Consider the following 16,781-nt stretch of genomic DNA (forward strand, 5'->3'; position numbering starts at 1 on the left):
CGACAAGTCGCCCGAGAGCTACCTCGCCGGCCTCCACCTCCGTGCCTCAATGATCTGGATCAACGACCTACTGAAGGCAACTGGCTGATCACAACCTCACACAGGCCCTAGGGCCCTTCTGATGGATCTCCGCGGCGTCGCGACGCCCGGCACGCACGCTCGCCGCACGGCGCGAAGGGCCAAGTGGCTCCGCCACATGACCCTCCACACCGCACGCCGATCGCACGCACCGACCGCCGCTCCTTCTCCCACGGAGATCCATCAGAAGGGCCCTAGCAGCAGCGGTTCATTACAGGAATGCTCGTGACCGCACGAAACCTTCACCATGAGCACCTCAGGTCCGCTTCAAGTCGTTTCCTGCGGCACACACCCCTCCAGCGGTACCCGAGGCGAGTGGCAAACCAACACCTGGGCTCACGCGAAGTGCCCTTGGGGATGCCCCGACGTGCACTTCGCTCTCGGAAGACAGGGTGCTGACGTCTCAGGTTGTGTGAAGGCGCGGGCAGAGGATCCTTATCCCGAGCGAACACCCCACTCATACAGGCGATAAGGTCGTCCCCGCAGTAGGACCGCTGCGTGTTCACGCTACAACGCACCGCACCAGCGACGCCCATCAATGACCGACGAAGGACCTGAAGTCAATCACTCCTCGGCCTCATGGCCGGGGCGTGTCCCTCAGTTGAGGTTACGCCCACGTTTGACCAGCCCCAGTCATCGCCGCAAGGAGGTGCATCCGATGACTACGTTCAGTTCATGTAAGAAGACCCACCACGCTGTGCTTCCTCAGCAGCGCGCTCTGGAATCCGCAGGAGCAGACACCCCCGGAAGTAGGGACGAAACGGCCTGCGGACTCCCGGCAACCGAGCCGGGTACAGGTTCTGAACATGGGCGAGGGGAGATCCTGCTGGAGGGCACCCATCCCGCAGGACGTCACCCCGACCCCGCTTCGGCGGGGGAGGGCGCGGCCCGTGAGGGCCACCCCACGGTGTTCGTCCTGGACAAACACCACCAACCACTCATGCCCTGCACACCTGTCCGCGCCCGCAAACTGTTGAGGCAGGGCCGGGCAGTCGTGCACCGGCACACCCCTTTCGTCATCCGCCTCAAGGACCGAACCGCCTCCGCCTCCGAAGTCGAGAGCGTGGAACTAGGTATCGACCCAGGCAGCAGATTTACCGGAATCGCGGTGTTTCGCACGGTCGAGGAGTCCGAAGGAACCGCCCGCCATGGTCTGTTCGCAGTCGAACTATCCCACCGAGGCGTAGCTATTCGAGACAAGCTCACGTCCCGAGCCGCGCTACGCCGGGGGCGGAGAGGGCGGAACCTGCGCTACCGGGCTCCGCGCTTCAACAACCGCACCCGGCCGGAAGGCTGGCTCGCGCCGTCCCTCCAGCACCGGGTGGACACCACTACAGCGTGGGTGGACAGACTCGCCCGCTGGGCCCCTATACGCACCGTGCACGTAGAGCGCGTCGCCTTCGACACCCATGCCATGAGTGCGGGCAAGCCTCTGTCCGGTGCGGAATATCAGCACGGGACTCTGCAGGGGATGGAGCTGCGCGAGTACCTGTTGGCGAAGTGGAACCGCACTTGCGCCTACTGCGGTGCGACAGGCGTCCCACTCAACATCGAACACGTCCATCCCAGATCTCGGGGCGGCTCCGACCGGCTCTCCAATCTCGTCCTCGCCTGCGTTCCCTGCAACGAGAGGAAGGGCAACAAGCTGGTGGAGGACTTCCTTGAAAAAAGGCCTGCCCTGCTAGCGAAGATCCTTCGGCAGATGAAGGCCCCGCTGCAGGACGCCGCGGCGATGAACGCAACTCGCTGTGCGCTCGTCCGCATGCTCGAGTCCACCCACCGAGACGTGCGGTCGGCCTCCGGTGGCCGCACCAGGTGGAACCGTCGGCGCACCACAACGCTCAAGTCCCACACCTTGGATGCTCTGTGCGTCGGGGTCCTCGAAAGCGTCGCACATCACCCGGCCAAGGTCCTCGTTGTGACCGCGACCGGACGCGGAACCTACCGCCGCACCGCCCCCGACCGGTACGGGTTCCCCCGCCTCACCATGCCCCGCACCAAACAGCACTTCGGCTACGCCACCGGCGACCTCGTGCGGGCGAGCGTCCCGACGGGCAAGAAACAGGGCATCCACACCGGCCGTGTCGCCGTCCGCGCCACCGGCGACTTCAATATCAAGACCTGCCACGGACTCGTGCAGGGCGTTCACCACCGGCATATCCGCCTGCTCCAACGAGCCGACGGCTACGCCTACACCAGCCGAATGGAGACCACACATGCTTGACCCGCACCGCACCGGGACTTCCTCGGGAGGCGTACGGTGAATATCCGCTCCCTCACTCGAGGCGACGGCGTGGTGATCGGAGCAGCGGTACTGCTGTTGATCGCGTCGTTCCTCGACATTTACTCGATCGACGGGGCCAGCGACAGCGCCGAAATTCCCAACGCCTGGGGAAGTGGCCCGCTCCTCCTGAGCGTCACCTTCGCCGGCCTCATCGGCGCCGCGCTGATCGTCGTCGCCCGTGGCCTGCCGCAGCTGCCGAAGGTCGCCGGTCTCGACCTCGGCCAGTTCGGCATCGCCTTCACGGTGTTCGCCGCCTGGAGCGCGCTCGGGAACATCTTCGACCCGGCCGGCGGCTTCGACAACAACGGCGGTCTCAGCAACTTCGGGGCGGGCACCGGTCTCATCCTCAGCCTGGTCGCCACCCTGGCCCTCGCCGGTGCCGCGGTCGCCACCCCCCTCGTCCCGGCTCTCAAGGGCCCCCTCCTCCCCGCCCCCAAGCCGGCCGCCCCGCAGCCGTACGGCGGTCAGCCGCCGGGTGGTTACGGCTACCCGGGCGCCGGTGCCCCGCAGCCCGGCCAGCCCTACGGCGGTCAGCCGCAGCCGGGTCAGCCCGGTCAGCCGTTCGGCACGCAGCCTCAGCCGCAGCAGGCGCAGGCCCCGCAGGGGCAGCCGCCCGCCGGGGAGTTCTCGCCGTTCTGGTTCGCCGTGCCGGTGGCGCGTCCGCTGTTCGCGGAGGACGGTTCGCCGACGCCGATCGCCGAACTGGCGCCGGGCACCTGGTACCTGGCCGTCGAGCAGCGCGGCCCCAGCCTGGTGGCGCAGACGCAGGACGGCCGCCGCGGTGTTCTGCAGGACACGTCCGGGATCCAGCGCGGCTGACGCACACCGCCGCCGGTCTCCGCCACGGCCCTCCACCCTCACGAGCTCTTCGGCGCTCTTCCGGGTGGGGGGCCGTTCGGCGTACAGTCGCCGGGGTATCCGGCATCTGACGACCCGTCAGGAGTGGTGTGCATGCGGCTAGGACTCGCTCTCGGCTACTGGGGACGCGGTCCCTCGGCGGACCATGTGCCTCTCGCCCAGGAGGCGGAGCGGCTCGGTTACGACTCCGTGTGGACCGCCGAGTCCTGGGGCTCCGACGTCTTCACGCCGCTCACCTGGATCGCCGCGCAGACCTCAAGGATCAAGCTGGGTACGGCGATCGCCCAGATGGCCGCCCGCTCCCCCACCACGACCGCGATGCACGCGCTCACGCTCGACCATCTCTCGGGCGGCCGCGTGATGCTCGGCCTCGGCCTGTCGGGTCCGCAGGTCGTCGAGGGCTGGTACGGGCGTCCGTTCCCCAGGTCACCGCTCACCGCGACCCGGGAGTACGTCGATGTCGTACGTCAGGTCCTCAGGCGCGAGGCGCCCGTGGAGCTGGACGGGCGGTTCCACTCGCATCCGTACCGGGGCGAGGACGGGACGGGCATCGGCAAGGCTCTCAAGCCGATCACGCATCCGCTGCGCGCCGAACTGCCCGTCCTGCTCGGCGCCGAGGGGCCGAAGAACATCGCGCAGACCACCCGGATCGCGGACGGCTGGCTGCCGCTGTACTGGTCGCCGATGCGGACGGACGTGTACGAGGCCTCCCTCGAAGCCGCTCCCGAGGGCTTCCTCGTCGCGCCCATGGCCCGGGCGAAGGTCTGTGACGACGTCGCCGAGGGGCTGCTGCCCGTGAAGGCGATGCTCGGCTTCTACATCGGGGGCATGGGGCACGCAGCACGCAACTTCCACGCCGACCTGATGGCGCGGATGGGCTTCGAGGAGGAGGCCCGCCGTATCCAGGAGCTGTTCCTGGCGGGCCGTCGCGAGGAGGCCGTACTCGCCGTGCCGGACGCCTTCGCCGACGAGATCTCGCTCGTCGGCCCGCGCGAACGGATCGCGGAGCGGCTGGAGTTGTGGCGCAAGGGCCCGGTGACGGACCTGCTGGTGCTGTCCCCGGACCGGCTCACCCTGCGCACCCTGGCCGAACTCAACTCCTAGCGCGTCCAACGCGACCGAAGGGACCGGCAACTCCCCACCCCACGGCGGCCGTCAGCGGAATATGGCGATCGCCTCCAGCGTGACCTCGCGACTGTCCGACCGCCAGCCGGTCATCTTGCCCAGGCAACGCGCCTGGAAGGAACCGTCGTTGAGACGCTCGCCGCGCAGACCGCCCGCGGCGCAGGTAACGCGGACGTACGAGGGCTGCCCTGGATCCCCGTACGGGGCGCGCAGCACGATCTCCTCGGCCGAGTCCGGCTCCACCAGGAAGCGGCCGCGGACCGAGACGAACTCCTCGATGTCGCTGAGCGCGAGGCCGCCGCGGCCGGCCTCGGGGCCGAGGGCTTCGGCGAGGGCGCGGTTCGGGGTGACGTCCCCGGAGCGCAGGTCGGCGTGGACGATGACGTCGGCGCGCTCGAAGGCGTCCATGAGCATCCCGATCACGGAGATGGGTTCGCTCTTCTGGACGTAACTGCTGAACTTCTCCTGGCTGATGTCCCGGTTGGCCTTGACCGTCCACGGCAGCAGCCTGCCCCAAAGACCCAGGCTGGTGTTGACGTTGGTCCGGTGCTCGACCGCCTGCTCCAGGGCCGCGCTGTAGTTGCCGATCCGGTAGAGGTCCATCACCGCCTTCTCGTCGAGGTAGAAGCAGATGCTGTACGCGGACCGCTGCCCGAGCGCCCGCCGTCTTCGCTCGCGGACGTGCCGTGCCAGCACGACACCGAGCACGACGAGACCGGCCGCGGTGACCAGCCACACCGTCATCCAGGGCCACCACACACCCCACCACTGCGCGTCAACGACAGCCACGGATCTCCTTGAACGCCTCGGAAAGGGATGAGCCCCGCGCCTCCACCATGCGTCCGCCCGTCTTCGTGGCCGCGCGCCGCAGTTCGCCTGCGTCGGCCTCCCCGAAGTGCACGGGGTAGGTGTGGACCGCGGCGCGGGTTCCGGCCGCCCGCGCCTGGTAGCGGCGTACGAACTCCTCGTACGGGATACCGGAGTTGTTCTCGCCGTCCGTCATCAGGACGATGGACACGGCCCGTTCGGGGTCGTCGGCGACCACGGCCGAGGCCGTGCGGTAGCCGTGGTCGAGGGCGGTCCAGACGGCGGTCGCGTCGCCGTAGCCGCCGCGCGCGACGACGTCGGCGAGTGTCCTCAGGTCCTGCTGCCCGGCGACGGTGACGGTCCTCTCCTCCAGCACCCGGCCGCCGAACCGCACGACGGTCAGCCGCTCGCCCTGGTAGAAGCGGGCGAACTTGCCCGTGGCCGAGGAGTCCGCGCCACTGAGGTCCGCGAAGGCCTCGCGCAGGGCCGCCATGCGCTCGCCGCGCATCGACCCGGAGAAGTCGAGCAGGAAGATCACCTGGTCGGGGACGCGTCGCCGGGGATCGCCGTAGTCGTCCAACAGCCGCTCCACGACACGCAGTTGGTCGGGGAAGTAGAGCGCGTTGCCGACCGGGGCGCGCAGTTGGCCGTCCCGCCGGACGGACGGGCTCACCGGGCGCCGCAGGGCCGTGCGCATGATCTTCTCCTGTACGGAGTCCCGCTGGAGCCACTCCACGACCTTGTCGTAGGCGGCCCGTCGGTCCTTGTCGTCCGGGTCGAGGAGCAGCAGGGGAAAGTCGGCGAGGACCATGCCGTCCTCGGGGCGGACGATCTCCAGCTTCTCCTTCAGCCGGCCACCGGAGTTGAGGGCGAGCAGGTCGGACTCGTAGGTGATGAGGGCGTTGGCGGTGCCGGGGTGGTCGACGAAGTCGTCGAGCAGATCGCGGGTGGAGTCGGCGGTGAGCTTCTGGCCGGAGCGGAAGCCGCGCAGCCGGTCGCAGGAGACGTCGTCCTCGCGCAGGGCGCCACCGGTGCCGGCCGCGGCGGTCGCGACGCCGACGAGCGCGGCGAGGCCGGTGCCCGTCTTACGGGGGTCCGCCATGCCGAAGCGTACGGATCCGGTGGCGGCGGCGTCGGCGATGTCGGCCCAACTGAGCGCTCCACCGGGCGACTTGGCCCGCAGCCCGCGCGCGACCTCCGGCCGCAGGCCGACGACGACCGGCGAGAGCATGGTCGGCGTACGCAGCAGCCGCTGGGCGGTGTCCTTGTGGCGCAGCCGGAAGGAGCGGTCGGTGGAGAGCCAGGCCAGGTCGTGCCCGCCGGTCTTTCCGGTGCCGGGGACCAGGGCGTCACCGGTGTCCGCGTCGGCCCGGTAGTCCATGTCGAGCTCGACTCCGGTCTCGTCCTTCAACTCGTCGAGGAGCGGCTCCAGTACGGCGAGGTCGGGGCCGGCGAGGACATGGAGAGTGGTCTTCTCGTCGTCGCTTCCGGAACAGGCGGTGGCGGTCAGGGTGAGTGTCAGACACAGCGTCAGGACCCCGAGCCCGCGTCTCACTTGGGGTCCTTGCGCAGGTCCGGGCAGTCTCCGACGATCTGGATCATCCGCTCCAGGACGGACAGGCTGGGGAGGACCGCTTTCGTGTCGTCGGCGGAGGTGACGGGCGCCTGGATCCGGCGGTCGGTCAGGAACTTCGCCAGCCGGTCGCTCATCTCGTCCGCGGTGGCGTCCCGCGGCCTGAAGCCCAACTCCACGGCCCGTGCCTGGAGTTCGGGGTTCCTCGTCACCAGTTCACCGAGCCGTTCGCCGTCCTTGGTGAGGGCGACCAGCTGGGGTTCGGTGACGAAGCGGGTGTCCGGGTAGAGGAGGACGCGGTCGGTGTCGGGCCTGCCCTTCGCCTTCTGGTAGCGGATCTGGTGGGCCAGGTACTGGTGCTCGTAGAAGACCGCGATGGGCGAGATGCTCTTGCCGTTCGGGGAGAGGTAGGTCTCGGCCATCTCGGAGGCGGGCAGGCCCTGTTCGACGAGCAGCGGCTTGATCTGCTGGGCGAGTTTCTCCGCCTCGTCCATGCCGTTCGGAGCGTCGTTGCCGTGCTTCACGAAGGCGACGAGACCGAGATACGTACCGCCGGAGTTGGCCTGGCAGATGTTCGAGGTCTGGGCGAGGATCTTGTTGCCGTTCTCCACGCCGTGGTCGTCGATGCCGATGTTCTTCCAGCGCTTGCCGTCCGCGGTCAGCTTCAGGAACTTCCACATGTTGAGCGTGTAGTAGAGCGGCTCACCGCCGCCACTCCCGTTCGGCTGGGGCTCTGCGACCTTCGCGTCCTTCAGCGTCTCGGCGTACGCCCGGTAGGTGCCCAGGACGATCGGGCTGACGAAGGGCCGGTAGGTGAGCACCGGGTTGCCGGCCGTCGCACGCTTGCTGGTGATCAGGTCCGCCGCGGGCTGTCCGGAAGGGAACACCACGTCGTAGCCCTCGACGTCCTGGTTGGCGATGTCGCGGGAGCCCATGTTCGTGATGTGGACGCGGAACCCGTGCTCCATCAGGATGCGCTGGACCTGGGGATCCTCGAAGAAGTCCCTTTTGGAGGCCATCTTGGCCTCGATCGTGACGACCCGGTCGAGCGGCATCAGCAGATGGCCGGAGGCGAGGAGCAGAACGAGGCCCACGACGGGGACCGGGAGTGTGAAAGCGAGTGTGCGGCGCAGGCGGCTGCGCTCGGGTCTGTTGACGACCAAGCGAGGTTCCTCGGAAACGGATCTGTTCGCGGACACCGGCGTCTCCCCCTAGCGTGGGGCAGGATCGTCGGTGACAGCGCTTACCGCCGAACCACCTCACGACGAACGGCAGTTGGAAGCAAGGTTAAGCGCTGACGAACCATCACCGGGAGAGCCTGGCACCGCCCTTCGGCAGCTCCTTGACCTCGACGGATTCCAAAGCGATCGACCGCAACGGGTTTCATCCAGGATTCAAGGGCAACCCGCAGAGCATGTCCTCTCGAACTCGCAGTAACGGTGCCAACCAGGCCGGCACGGTCATCGCGGTCGTCGCCGACATCATGGCCCTCATCCTTGGCCTCTGGATCCTGATGTACCTGCTGGACGCCAACCAGGGCAATGACTTCGTCCAGTTCATCCATGACGCGGCACGCTGGCTCGCCGGCTGGTCGCACGACCTGTTCACCTTCGACGAGCAGTGGGCACGGGTCGTCGCGGGGTACGGCCTCGCGGCCGTCGTGTACCTCTTCGTGGGGCACGCGATCGCCAACCGCGCCCACCGTCGCTGACGTAGGTACCGAGCAGGTGCGCGTACGTACCGAACAGGCGGCCCGGCCCCTACTGGCAGCGGTCCGCTACTGACAGCAGTCCGGGTCCAGGCCCGTCGGCAGGCGGTCGCCGCTGAAGACCGCGCACGTGGCCTCGTCGCCGCCGAGAGCGGCGACGGCGAGGAGCAGGGAACCGGCCGTCCAGGAGGTGAGTTCCTCCGGCCAGACCGCCTGGGCGTCGTCGAAGACGAAGCCCGTCCAGTACAGGCCGGTTCCCGGGTCCCGCAGATGCTGGATCGACTGGAGGATCTCCAGGGCCCGGTCGGACTCGCCCACGGCCCAGAGTGCCAGGGCGAGTTCGGCGGACTCGCCGCCCGTCACCCACGGGTTGGGGACGACGCACCGTACGCCGAGCCCCGGGACCACGAAGCGGTCCCAGTCCCCCTCTATGCGGTCCTTCGCCTCGGCGCCGGTCAGCGCGCCGCCGAGCACCGGGTAGTACCAGTCCATCGAGTAGCGGCCCTTGTCGAGGAACCGCTCCGGGTGCCGGCGTATCGCGTGGCGCAGCGCGCCCACCGCCAACTCCCAGTCGGGCTGCGGCTCCTCGCGTTCCTCGGCGATGGCCAGTGCACAGCGCAGCGCGTGGTGGACGGACGAACTCCCGGTCAGCAGCGCGTCGTTGACGGGCGTCCCGTCGTCCTCGCGCTTCCAGCCGATCTGCCCGCCGGACTGCTGCAGTTCGAGGACGAACTCGACCGCCGCGAACACGGTCGGCCACATCCGGTCAAGGAACGTGTCGTCGCCGGTGGCGAGGTAGTGGTGCCACACGCCGACGGCGACGTACGCGCAGAAGTTGGTCTCACGGCCGCGGTCGGTGACGTCGGCGGCGTCCCCGTCGGCGTAGGCCGCGTACCAGGAACCGTCCCGGTTCTGGTGCCGCGCCAGCCAGTCGTACGCCCGCCCGGCGGCCTCGTGCTCACCGGCCGCGTCCAGGGCCATGGCGGCCTCGGTGTGGTCCCAGGGGTCGAGGTGGTGTCCGCGGAACCACGGTACGGCGCCGTCCGCGCGCTGCACGGCCAGGATGCCCCGGACGGTCTGCGCGGCCTCTTCCGCGGTGAGCACTCCGGTCAGGACGAGGTGCTCCGTGCGCGGTGTCGTCACGAAGGGTCCACCGTGGCAGCGTCGGAAGCGTCCACCGTGGCGGCGACGACGGGCAGGTGGGGCTTGGTCGCGTACGCCACGAAGCTCTTGCCGATCAGCGGGTTCAGCGCCTGCTCGGCGACCCGGGTGGCGAGAGGTTTCTTCATGATGTCCCAGACGAGGAGCTTGTGGTACGCCCGCACCGGCAGCGCCTTGTCGTTGTCGACGCCGAACGCGCACTTCAGCCACCAGTAGGGGCTGTGCAGCGCGTGGGCGTGATGCGTGCCGTACGGCCGCAGGCCCGCCTCGCGGATCCTGCCGAGCAGTTCGTCCGCCCTGTAGATGCGGATGTGGCCGCCCTCGACCTCGTGGTACGCGTCCGAGAGCGTCCAGCAGACCTTCTCGGGCCCGTAGCGCGGGACGGTGATGGCTATCCGCCCGCCGGGCTTGAGCACGCGGACCATCTCGGCGAGCACGCCCTTGTCGTCCGGGATGTGCTCCATCACCTCGGAGATGATGACGACGTCGAACGACTCGTCGGGGAAGGGGAGTTGGAGCGCGTCGCCCTCCATGGCGGTGGCGGTCGCGCCCTCCGGTGCCTCGCCCGCCTCCTTCATCGCGGCGAACCACTTGGCGACCTCGCGGATCTCCTCACCGTTCTGGTCCAGCGCGACGACGTGCGCGCCGCGCCGGTAGCACTCGAACGCGTGGCGTCCCGCCCCGCACCCGAGATCCAGCACACGGTCCCCCGCGGCAAGCGGAAACCGGGAGAAGTCGACGGTCAGCACGTGGTCCTGCTTTCACGGTGAGGGGTGTCCACGGGGGCGGTGGCGGGCGCCACGTTCACGGGGGTGGCGGACGCCACGGGCGGCGGGGTGGCAGGCGCCGGGGCCGGAGCGGTGGCGGACGCCACGGGCGGCGGGGTGGCGGACGCCGGGTCCGCTGTTTGTGAGGCCGTGGGCAGGGTCCCGGTCGTGGAGGGGCTCCGGGGCCCAGCCGCAGCGTCGCTCCGGGCCGCCCCACCCGTAGCGGGGCTCCCCGACCCGGTCGCCGCGGAGCGGCCCCCGCCCGCGATCGCCTCGCGGTAGCGGGCGACCGTGCCCTCGGCGGCCTTGGCCCAGGTGAAGTGGCGGAGGACGCGCTCGCGTCCGGCGGTGCCGAGGCGGGCGCGCAGCGCGGGGTCGCCCAGCAGCTTGCTGAGCCCGGCGGCCAGCGCCCCCGCGTCGCCGGGCCTGACGGCCAGGCAGGTCTCGCCGTCGGGGCCGGTGACCTCGGGGATGGCCCCGCCGGTCGTGGCCACGAGCGGCGTACCGGTGGCCATCGCCTCGGCGGCGGGCAGCGAGAACCCCTCGTACAGAGAGGGCACACAGGCGACCTCGGCGGACCGCACGAGGTCGACGAGCTCCGCGTCCGAGATGCCCTTCACGAACTCGACGGAGCCTTCGAGGCCGTACCGCTCGATGAGCTGGGCGACCGGCCCGTCCTCGGCGCGCTTGCCGACGACGACGAGGTGGGCGGCGGGATGCTCCGCACGGACCTTGGCGAGCGCCTCGACGAGGAAGACGAGGCCCTTGAGAGGGACGTCCGCGCTGGACGTGGTGACGATCCGGCCCGGCACCTGCCGCACGGACGGATCCGGCGAGAAGAGGTCGGTGTCGGCGCCGATGTGGACGACGTGGATGCGGTCGTCGCGTACGCCGAGGTGGTCGACGATCTCCTGGCGGGACGTGCCGGAGACGGTGAGGACGGAGGGAAGGCGGCGTGCGACGCGCTTCTGCATGCGCGTGAACGCGTACCAGCGGCGCACCGACATCCGGCGGCGCGGGCCTTCCGCGGCGTCCAGCTCCAACTGCCGGTCCACGGTGATGGGATGGTGGATGGTGGTGACCAGCGGGGCGCCCACATCCCCCAACAGCCCATAGCCCAGGGTCTGGTTGTCGTGCACGACGTCGAAGTCGCCGCGGCGGGCGCGGAGATGGCGGCGGGCACGCAGGGAGAACGTCAGCGGCTCGGGAAAGCCGCCGGTCCACATCGTGCCGACTTCGAGCGCGTCGATCCAGTCGCGGTACTCGTCACGCCTCGGGGTCCGAAAGGGATCCGGGTGGCGGTACAGGTCGAGGCTGGGCAGTTCGGTGAGGGAGAGCCCACCCGGGGTCCCATCCGGGCCGCCGCCCGGGCCCCCATCCGCGCTCCCGTCCTCACCCCCGCCCACGACCTCGTCGAGCACGGGGTAGGGCTGGGAGCCGATGACCTCGACCTGGTGGCCGAGGCGGGCCAGCTCGCGCGAGAGGTGCCGTACGTAGACGCCCTGTCCGCCGCAGAACGGGTTCCCTTTATAGGTGAGGAGCGCGATGCGCAGCGGTCGGTCGGCGTCGGCGGCCGAGCCCGCGTGGAGGCCTGCCTCCATGGCCTCATGGGTCACTCTCGGCCCCCTTCTTCCAGCACGTTCCCGCGAGATTACTTCGGGACGGTAATCTAGAACAAGTTTCAGACTTGATCGTTCAGGGAGCACAGAATCTACCGGCAGGTAGCTCTCCTGTGAGCGGTGGATCAGGTGATTCACACCACGGCCGGGCTCTACTCTGCTGTCGCCCACTCGTCCCCATCGAGCCCTCTGTTGTACGAGTCTTGTACGAACGTCACGGAATCGGGATCCATGCCTGCGGAAGCCAAGACTGCGGCGAAGGCCGCGCAGCCGGCGGTACGGGCCGCGCAGCCGGTCACTCCCCCGCTCACCGAGCGCCAGGAGGCGCGGCGGCGGCGCATCCTGCACGCGAGCGCGCAGCTGGCGAGCCGGGGCGGGTTCGACGCGGTGCAGATGCGGGAGGTGGCGGAGCTGTCCCAGGTGGCCCTGGGCACGCTCTACCGCTACTTCCCGTCCAAGGTGCATCTGCTGGTCGCGACGATGCAGGATCAGCTCGCCCATATGCACGGGACGCTCCGCAAGAAGCCGCCGGCGGGCGACAAGGCGGCGGAGCGGGTGGCGGAGACGCTGATGCGGGCCTTCCGCGCCCTCCAGCGCGAGCCGCATCTCGCCGACGCGATGGTCCGCGCCCTGACGTTCGCCGACCGCAGCGTCAGCCCGGAGGTCGACCAGGTCTCCCGCCAGACCACGGTGATCATCCTCGACGCGATGGGCCTCGACGATCCCACCCCCGCCCAGCTCTCCGCCGTCCGCGTCATCGAACACACCTGGCACTCGGCCCTCATCACCTGGCTCTCGGGCCGCGCCTCCATCGCCCAGGTCAAGATCGACATCGAAACGGTGTGCAGGTTGATCGACCTGACGTCAACGGACGATTGACCGGTGCTACTGCCGTCGATTTCACCACTGCTACCATTTTCGGCATGCCGATGATCACAGTGGAATTCACCGAGGAAGAGCTCGCTTTCGCCAAGGCGCACGCGGCCTCGCTCGGCAAGTCCATGCGTTCCCACGCGCACGACATAATCCTCGCGGACGCACAGCGGACGGCGTTCCTTCAGGGCGTCGACGAGACCGTCGCGTGGGCCATGGACGTGTTCAAGGACATGCCGGAGGGTATGCGTTGAGCCCTGTCATCCGCGTCGACGCGGGGTGGATCCTGGAGGTCCAGACTCGCGTCTCGCCCGTCAACACCCCCGTCGCAGACTGGGGCGCGTTGAACGCCATGGCGGACCGACACCTCTTCGAGCAGCCGCACGGCCAGCTCTACTACGAGGAACCGGCCGCGCGTGCCGCCACGTTGTTCCACACCGCTCTGCTCCTGCGGCCCTTCGCCGACTTCAACGCCGTCATCGGCTGGGCCTGCGCCGCGCTCTACATGAACGCCTCCGAGCAGCCGGTCGACCCCAAACCCGACGACGTTCACCTGCTGGCCGGAGCCATCCGAGCCCAGGAAGCCGACCTCCGGGACGTAGCCCGCACCATCGCCTCCTGGCGGTAGGGCCCGCAGGCCCCGCCGCCCTCGGCCCTCACTCCTCCGGAGGAAACACCGCCTCGCCCGAGCCGAGGAGGGTGATCATGATCGCCTCCACCGGACACCCCTCCGCCGCCTCCAGGACCTTCTCGTTGGCGTCGGCCTCCGGGTCCGCGGGGTGGGACTGCATGGCGGAGTCGAGGTGGAAGGCGGTGGGGGCGAGGTGGGTGCACTGGGCCGAGCCGATGCAGAGGGAGCGGTCGACCTCGACGTGCCAGCGGTCGCCCATCGGTCAGGCCTCCCAGCCGGCGGGCAGGTGGATCATCTTGTGCTCCAGGTACTCACTGAAGCCCTCTGGACCGAACTCGCGCCCCAGGCCGGAGTTCTTGTAGCCGCCGAACGGGCCGAGCATGTCGAGGCTGAAGGTGTTGACGGAGTACGTGCCGGTACGGACCTGTCGGGCCACGTCGATGCCATGGCCCACGTCGGCCGTCCAGACGCTGCCGCTCAGCCCGTAGTCGGAGTCGTTGGCGATCTTCACCGCCTCGGCCTCGTCGCCGTACGGGAGCAGGCAGATCACCGGCCCGAAGATCTCCTCGCGAGCGATCCGCATGGAGTTGTCGACGTCGCCGAAGAGCGTCGGCTCGACGTACCAGCCGCGGTCGAGGCCCGGCGGACGCCCGCCGCCCGTGAGGATCTTGGCGCCCTCCTCCTGGCCGATGCGGATGTAGTCGAGGTTGCGCTGCTGCTGCCGTTGGGCGACCAGCGGACCCACCTGGGTCGCCGGGTCCAGCGGGTCGCCGACCACCAGCGCGCCCGCCGCCGCGGCGAACGCCTCCGCGAACTCGTCGTAGCGAGAACGCGGCAGCAGGATGCGGGTCTGCGCGACGCACGCCTGGCCGTTGTTCATCCAGGCCGCCGAGACGATGCCCGGCACGGAGGTCGCGATGTCCGCGTCCGGCAGGACCACCGCCGCCGACTTCCCGCCCAACTCCAGTGTCACGCGCGTGAGGTTGCGTGACGCTACCTCCATGACCCGCCGACCCGCGGCGACCGAACCCGTGAAGGAGACCTTGTCGATCCCGGGATGCCCGACCAGGTACTCGCTCACCTCGCGGTCCGCCGGCAGGATCGACAGCACGCCGTCCGGCAGCCCGGCCTCCTTCGTGATCTCGCCGAGTATGTACGCGTCGAGCGGCGACTCGGGCGACGGCTTGAGCACGACCGTGCAGCCGGTCAGCAGCGCGGGCGCGAGCTTGGCCGCCGCCACGAACTGCGGGACGTTCCAGGGGGCGACGGCCGCGACGACCCCGACCGGCTCGCGCCGCACGAGGATCTTCCCGAGCACTCCGTCGCGCGTCTCCTCGTACGTGAAGTCCCGCGCGACCGTGATCGCCGCGTCCCACACCATCATCGCGCCGAGGGCCTGCGCGAGGACGCTCCAGGAGTACGGGGAGCCGTTCTCGGAGGAGATGACGCGGGCGATCTCCTCGTGGCGTACGGCGATCGCGTCCTTGATGCGGGTGACGACCTCGATGCGCTCGTCGAGGGACATCCGCGGCCAGGGGCCCTCGTCGAACGCGGTCCGCGCGACCGCGACGGCCCGGTCGACGTCCGCCCGCGAGGCGTGCGGCACCCGGCCGATGACCTCCTCGGTGTGCGGGGAGATCACCTCGATCACGTCCTGGCCGAGGGGAGCGGCCAGCTCCCCGCCGATGAACAGCTGTCCGTGTTCCACGAGCTCGGTCATGGCCGACTGCCTCTCCGGAGGACATTTCTGACGGTGCATCAGACTGACGGTTCATCAGACATGACGACATGGAACTGATACCAGTTCTAGTTGGAGGAGTCCACGGACCTCACACCACTTCACCGCCCCGTGATCCATCACACCGACCTGATGAGTGACTTGGGCTCCCATTGGAACTGGTTCTAGTTATAGTGGCCGGGAGTCGGCGACAGGGGAACCCATGGCACAGGTGACCGATCACGGCGGGGGCGTACGGTCCCTCCAGGTTCCCATCCCGGACAATCCCCTCGGAACGACGCTCGTGTACGTCGTGGACACCGACCGCGGGCCGGTGCTGATCGACACGGGCTGGGACGATCCGGCGTCCTGGGACGCGCTCGTCGAGGGGCTCGTGGCGTGCGGGACGTCCGTCGCGGAGATCCACGGAGTGGTGATCACCCATCACCACCCGGACCACCACGGCCTGTCGGGCAAGGTGCGGGAGGCGTCCGGCGCCTGGCTCGCGATGCACGCCGCCGACATCTCGATCGTGCGGCGCACACGCGAGACGAAGCCCGGGCGCTGGTTCACGTACATGGCCGACAAGTTGACCGCCTCGGGTGCACCCGAGGAGCACGTGGCGCCGATGCGCACCGCCCGCTCCCGGATGTTCCCCGGCGCCTCCCCCGCGCTCCCCGACCGCGAGATCGTCCCCGGCGAACTCCTCGACCTCGCCGGCCGCCGCCTCCGCGCGATCTGGACGCCGGGCCACACCCCCGGCCATGTCTGCCTCCACCTGGAGGAGGCCCATCCGGCCCAACTCCCGGGCCACGGACGCCTGTTCTCGGGGGACCACCTCCTGCCGAGGATCACCCCGCACATCGGCCTGTACGAGGACCCGAACGACGAGACCGTCGCCGACCCGCTCGGCGACTACCTCGACTCCCTGGAGCGGATCGGCCGCCTCGAACCGGCCGAGGTCCTCCCGGCCCACCTGCACTCCTTCACCGACGCGCCGTCCCGCGTAAGGGAGTTGCTGGACCACCACGAGTCCCGCCTCACCGACCTCCGCTCCCTCCTCGTCACCCCGCTCACCTCGTGGCAGCTCGCCGTCCGCATGGAGTGGAACCGCCCGTGGGACGACATCCCCTACGGATCGAGGAACATCGCCGTCTCGGAGGCGGAGGCCCACCTGCGCCGCCTGGTGAAACTGGGCCACGCGGAGGCGGTACCGGGGAGCGATCCGGTGACGTACGTGGCCGTTTGAGCCCGCCCTCCCCGGACGCCGGGGCAGGTCCGGTGACTCGAAGCGGTCAGACCTGACGACTCGAAGTGGTCGGCCCGGTGAATCGAGGTGGTCGGCCCCGGCGCGGAGCCGGTCCAGCCGTCCGGCCCCACGGGCGGACCTCAGGGTCTTGCTACGGGTCGGTACAGTGAGCGGGTCGTCATCACACTCGTACAGGGGGAAGCCGGTGCAAATCCGGCGCTGACCCGCAACCGTGTGCCGCCCGGTCGATCATTCGGTCTGGGGCGGTGAGCCGGACTGCCCCGTACGGAAGTGACCGGCTCGCGTCACCGGGACCGCCGGTGACCGGCAC

At 69.6% G+C, this 16,781-nt stretch carries 16 protein-coding genes and 1 riboswitch; of the genes, 8 read left to right on the top strand and 8 right to left on the bottom strand.

Annotation, left to right across the window (positions count from 1 at the left end):
• Nucleotides 1-736: 736 nt before the first annotated feature.
• The 3 genes from iscB to ACH4YP_RS19510 all read left to right on the top strand — a co-directional run bounded on the left by iscB (nt 737) and on the right by ACH4YP_RS19510 (nt 4,324).
• A complete protein-coding gene (gene iscB / locus ACH4YP_RS19500; protein WP_398491413.1) occupies nt 737-2,302 on the top strand; it encodes an RNA-guided endonuclease IscB in 1,566 nt (521 codons plus the stop codon).
• A gap of 36 nt (nt 2,303-2,338) precedes the next feature.
• Nucleotides 2,339-3,181, top strand: a complete 843-nt coding sequence (locus ACH4YP_RS19505) for a hypothetical protein (protein WP_361055980.1) — start codon at nt 2,339-2,341, stop codon at nt 3,179-3,181.
• 132 nt (nt 3,182-3,313) lie between these two features.
• The gene (locus tag ACH4YP_RS19510) at nt 3,314-4,324 is read left to right on the top strand and encodes an LLM class F420-dependent oxidoreductase (protein ID WP_361055983.1); all 1,011 of its coding nucleotides are present in this window, start codon (nt 3,314-3,316) and stop codon (nt 4,322-4,324) included.
• A 51-nt stretch (nt 4,325-4,375) separates the two neighbouring features.
• Here the strand turns inward: ACH4YP_RS19510 and ACH4YP_RS19515 are convergent, their stop codons facing one another.
• From ACH4YP_RS19515 to ACH4YP_RS19525, 3 genes are read right to left on the bottom strand one after another with little or no spacing between them, the layout of a single operon-like run.
• Entirely contained in the window at nt 4,376-5,134 is a 759-nt protein-coding gene (locus ACH4YP_RS19515) for a hypothetical protein (RefSeq protein WP_361055986.1), read from the bottom strand.
• Nucleotides 5,121-6,707: a substrate-binding domain-containing protein gene (locus ACH4YP_RS19520; RefSeq protein ID WP_398491414.1), complete on the bottom strand. Its 1,587-nt coding sequence runs from the start codon at nt 6,705-6,707 to the stop codon at nt 5,121-5,123. Before ACH4YP_RS19520 ends, ACH4YP_RS19515 begins: the two co-directional genes overlap by 14 nt.
• Nucleotides 6,704-7,888 (bottom strand): hypothetical protein, encoded by a 1,185-nt coding sequence (locus ACH4YP_RS19525; protein WP_398491416.1) that lies wholly within the window; start codon nt 7,886-7,888, stop codon nt 6,704-6,706. The genes ACH4YP_RS19520 and ACH4YP_RS19525 overlap by 4 nt, the downstream gene beginning before the upstream one ends.
• 251 nt (nt 7,889-8,139) lie before the next feature.
• Here ACH4YP_RS19525 and ACH4YP_RS19530 point away from each other — a divergent pair, with 251 nt between their 5' ends.
• A complete protein-coding gene (locus tag ACH4YP_RS19530; RefSeq protein ID WP_398491418.1) occupies nt 8,140-8,436 on the top strand; it encodes a hypothetical protein in 297 nt (98 codons plus the stop codon).
• A gap of 66 nt (nt 8,437-8,502) precedes the next feature.
• On the opposite strand, the gene ACH4YP_RS19535 is transcribed toward ACH4YP_RS19530, so the two are convergent.
• Genes ACH4YP_RS19535 through ACH4YP_RS19545 form a run of 3 tightly spaced genes read right to left on the bottom strand, consistent with a single transcriptional unit; the run spans nt 8,503 to nt 11,977 of the window.
• Complete coding sequence (locus tag ACH4YP_RS19535; protein WP_398491420.1) at nt 8,503-9,576, bottom strand: prenyltransferase; 1,074 nt, start codon at nt 9,574-9,576, stop codon at nt 8,503-8,505.
• On the bottom strand, nt 9,573-10,343 hold the full coding sequence (locus tag ACH4YP_RS19540; protein ID WP_361056000.1) for a methyltransferase domain-containing protein: 771 nt from the start codon (nt 10,341-10,343) through the stop codon (nt 9,573-9,575). The genes ACH4YP_RS19535 and ACH4YP_RS19540 overlap by 4 nt, the downstream gene beginning before the upstream one ends.
• On the bottom strand, nt 10,337-11,977 hold the full coding sequence (locus ACH4YP_RS19545; RefSeq protein WP_398491422.1) for a glycosyltransferase family 4 protein: 1,641 nt from the start codon (nt 11,975-11,977) through the stop codon (nt 10,337-10,339). Before ACH4YP_RS19545 ends, ACH4YP_RS19540 begins: the two co-directional genes overlap by 7 nt.
• Nucleotides 11,978-12,211: 234 nt before the next feature.
• Here ACH4YP_RS19545 and ACH4YP_RS19550 point away from each other — a divergent pair, with 234 nt between their 5' ends.
• Genes ACH4YP_RS19550 through ACH4YP_RS19560 form a run of 3 tightly spaced genes read left to right on the top strand, consistent with a single transcriptional unit; the run spans nt 12,212 to nt 13,481 of the window.
• The gene (locus ACH4YP_RS19550) at nt 12,212-12,859 is read left to right on the top strand and encodes a TetR family transcriptional regulator (RefSeq protein ID WP_361056003.1); all 648 of its coding nucleotides are present in this window, start codon (nt 12,212-12,214) and stop codon (nt 12,857-12,859) included.
• Nucleotides 12,860-12,903: 44 nt separating this feature from the next.
• The gene (locus tag ACH4YP_RS19555; RefSeq protein ID WP_269653440.1) at nt 12,904-13,107 is read left to right on the top strand and encodes a hypothetical protein; all 204 of its coding nucleotides are present in this window, start codon (nt 12,904-12,906) and stop codon (nt 13,105-13,107) included.
• Nucleotides 13,104-13,481 carry a hypothetical protein gene (locus ACH4YP_RS19560; RefSeq protein WP_361056007.1) on the top strand — a complete coding sequence of 126 codons (378 nt, stop codon included), beginning with the start codon at nt 13,104-13,106 and terminating at the stop codon, nt 13,479-13,481. The genes ACH4YP_RS19555 and ACH4YP_RS19560 overlap by 4 nt, the downstream gene beginning before the upstream one ends.
• A 28-nt stretch (nt 13,482-13,509) precedes the next feature.
• On the opposite strand, the gene ACH4YP_RS19565 is transcribed toward ACH4YP_RS19560, so the two are convergent.
• On the bottom strand, nt 13,510-13,743 hold the full coding sequence (locus tag ACH4YP_RS19565) for a ferredoxin (RefSeq protein ID WP_361056010.1): 234 nt from the start codon (nt 13,741-13,743) through the stop codon (nt 13,510-13,512).
• 3 nt (nt 13,744-13,746) lie between these two features.
• Entirely contained in the window at nt 13,747-15,204 is a 1,458-nt protein-coding gene (locus ACH4YP_RS19570) for an aldehyde dehydrogenase (protein WP_361056013.1), read from the bottom strand.
• Nucleotides 15,205-15,424: 220 nt separating this feature from the next.
• Between ACH4YP_RS19570 and ACH4YP_RS19575 the strand changes: the two genes are divergently transcribed.
• Nucleotides 15,425-16,450, top strand: coding sequence for an MBL fold metallo-hydrolase (locus tag ACH4YP_RS19575; RefSeq protein WP_398491425.1), 1,026 nt, complete (start codon nt 15,425-15,427; stop codon nt 16,448-16,450).
• Between the two features lie 137 nt (nt 16,451-16,587).
• A riboswitch (cobalamin riboswitch) is annotated at nt 16,588-16,751 on the top strand.
• The last annotated feature ends 30 nt before the right edge of the window (nt 16,752-16,781 follow it).

This window comes from Streptomyces sp. NPDC020747 (assembly GCF_044334695.1).
Taxonomy (GTDB): domain Bacteria; phylum Actinomycetota; class Actinomycetes; order Streptomycetales; family Streptomycetaceae; genus Streptomyces.

Bases quoted from the DNA above. Each gene is read 5' to 3' on its own strand.
- iscB (WP_398491413.1), top strand. From the start codon at position 737: ATGACTACGTTCAGTTCATGTAAGAAGACCCACCACGCTGTGCTTCCT.
- ACH4YP_RS19510 (WP_361055983.1), top strand. From the start codon at position 3,314: ATGCGGCTAGGACTCGCTCTCGGCTACTGGGGACGCGGTCCCTCGGCG.
- ACH4YP_RS19530 (WP_398491418.1), top strand. From the start codon at position 8,140: ATGTCCTCTCGAACTCGCAGTAACGGTGCCAACCAGGCCGGCACGGTC.
- ACH4YP_RS19550 (WP_361056003.1), top strand. From the start codon at position 12,212: ATGCCTGCGGAAGCCAAGACTGCGGCGAAGGCCGCGCAGCCGGCGGTA.
- ACH4YP_RS19555 (WP_269653440.1), top strand. From the start codon at position 12,904: ATGCCGATGATCACAGTGGAATTCACCGAGGAAGAGCTCGCTTTCGCC.
- ACH4YP_RS19565 (WP_361056010.1), bottom strand. From the start codon at position 13,743: ATGGGCGACCGCTGGCACGTCGAGGTCGACCGCTCCCTCTGCATCGGC.
- ACH4YP_RS19570 (WP_361056013.1), bottom strand. From the start codon at position 15,204: ATGACCGAGCTCGTGGAACACGGACAGCTGTTCATCGGCGGGGAGCTG.
- ACH4YP_RS19575 (WP_398491425.1), top strand. From the start codon at position 15,425: ATGGCACAGGTGACCGATCACGGCGGGGGCGTACGGTCCCTCCAGGTT.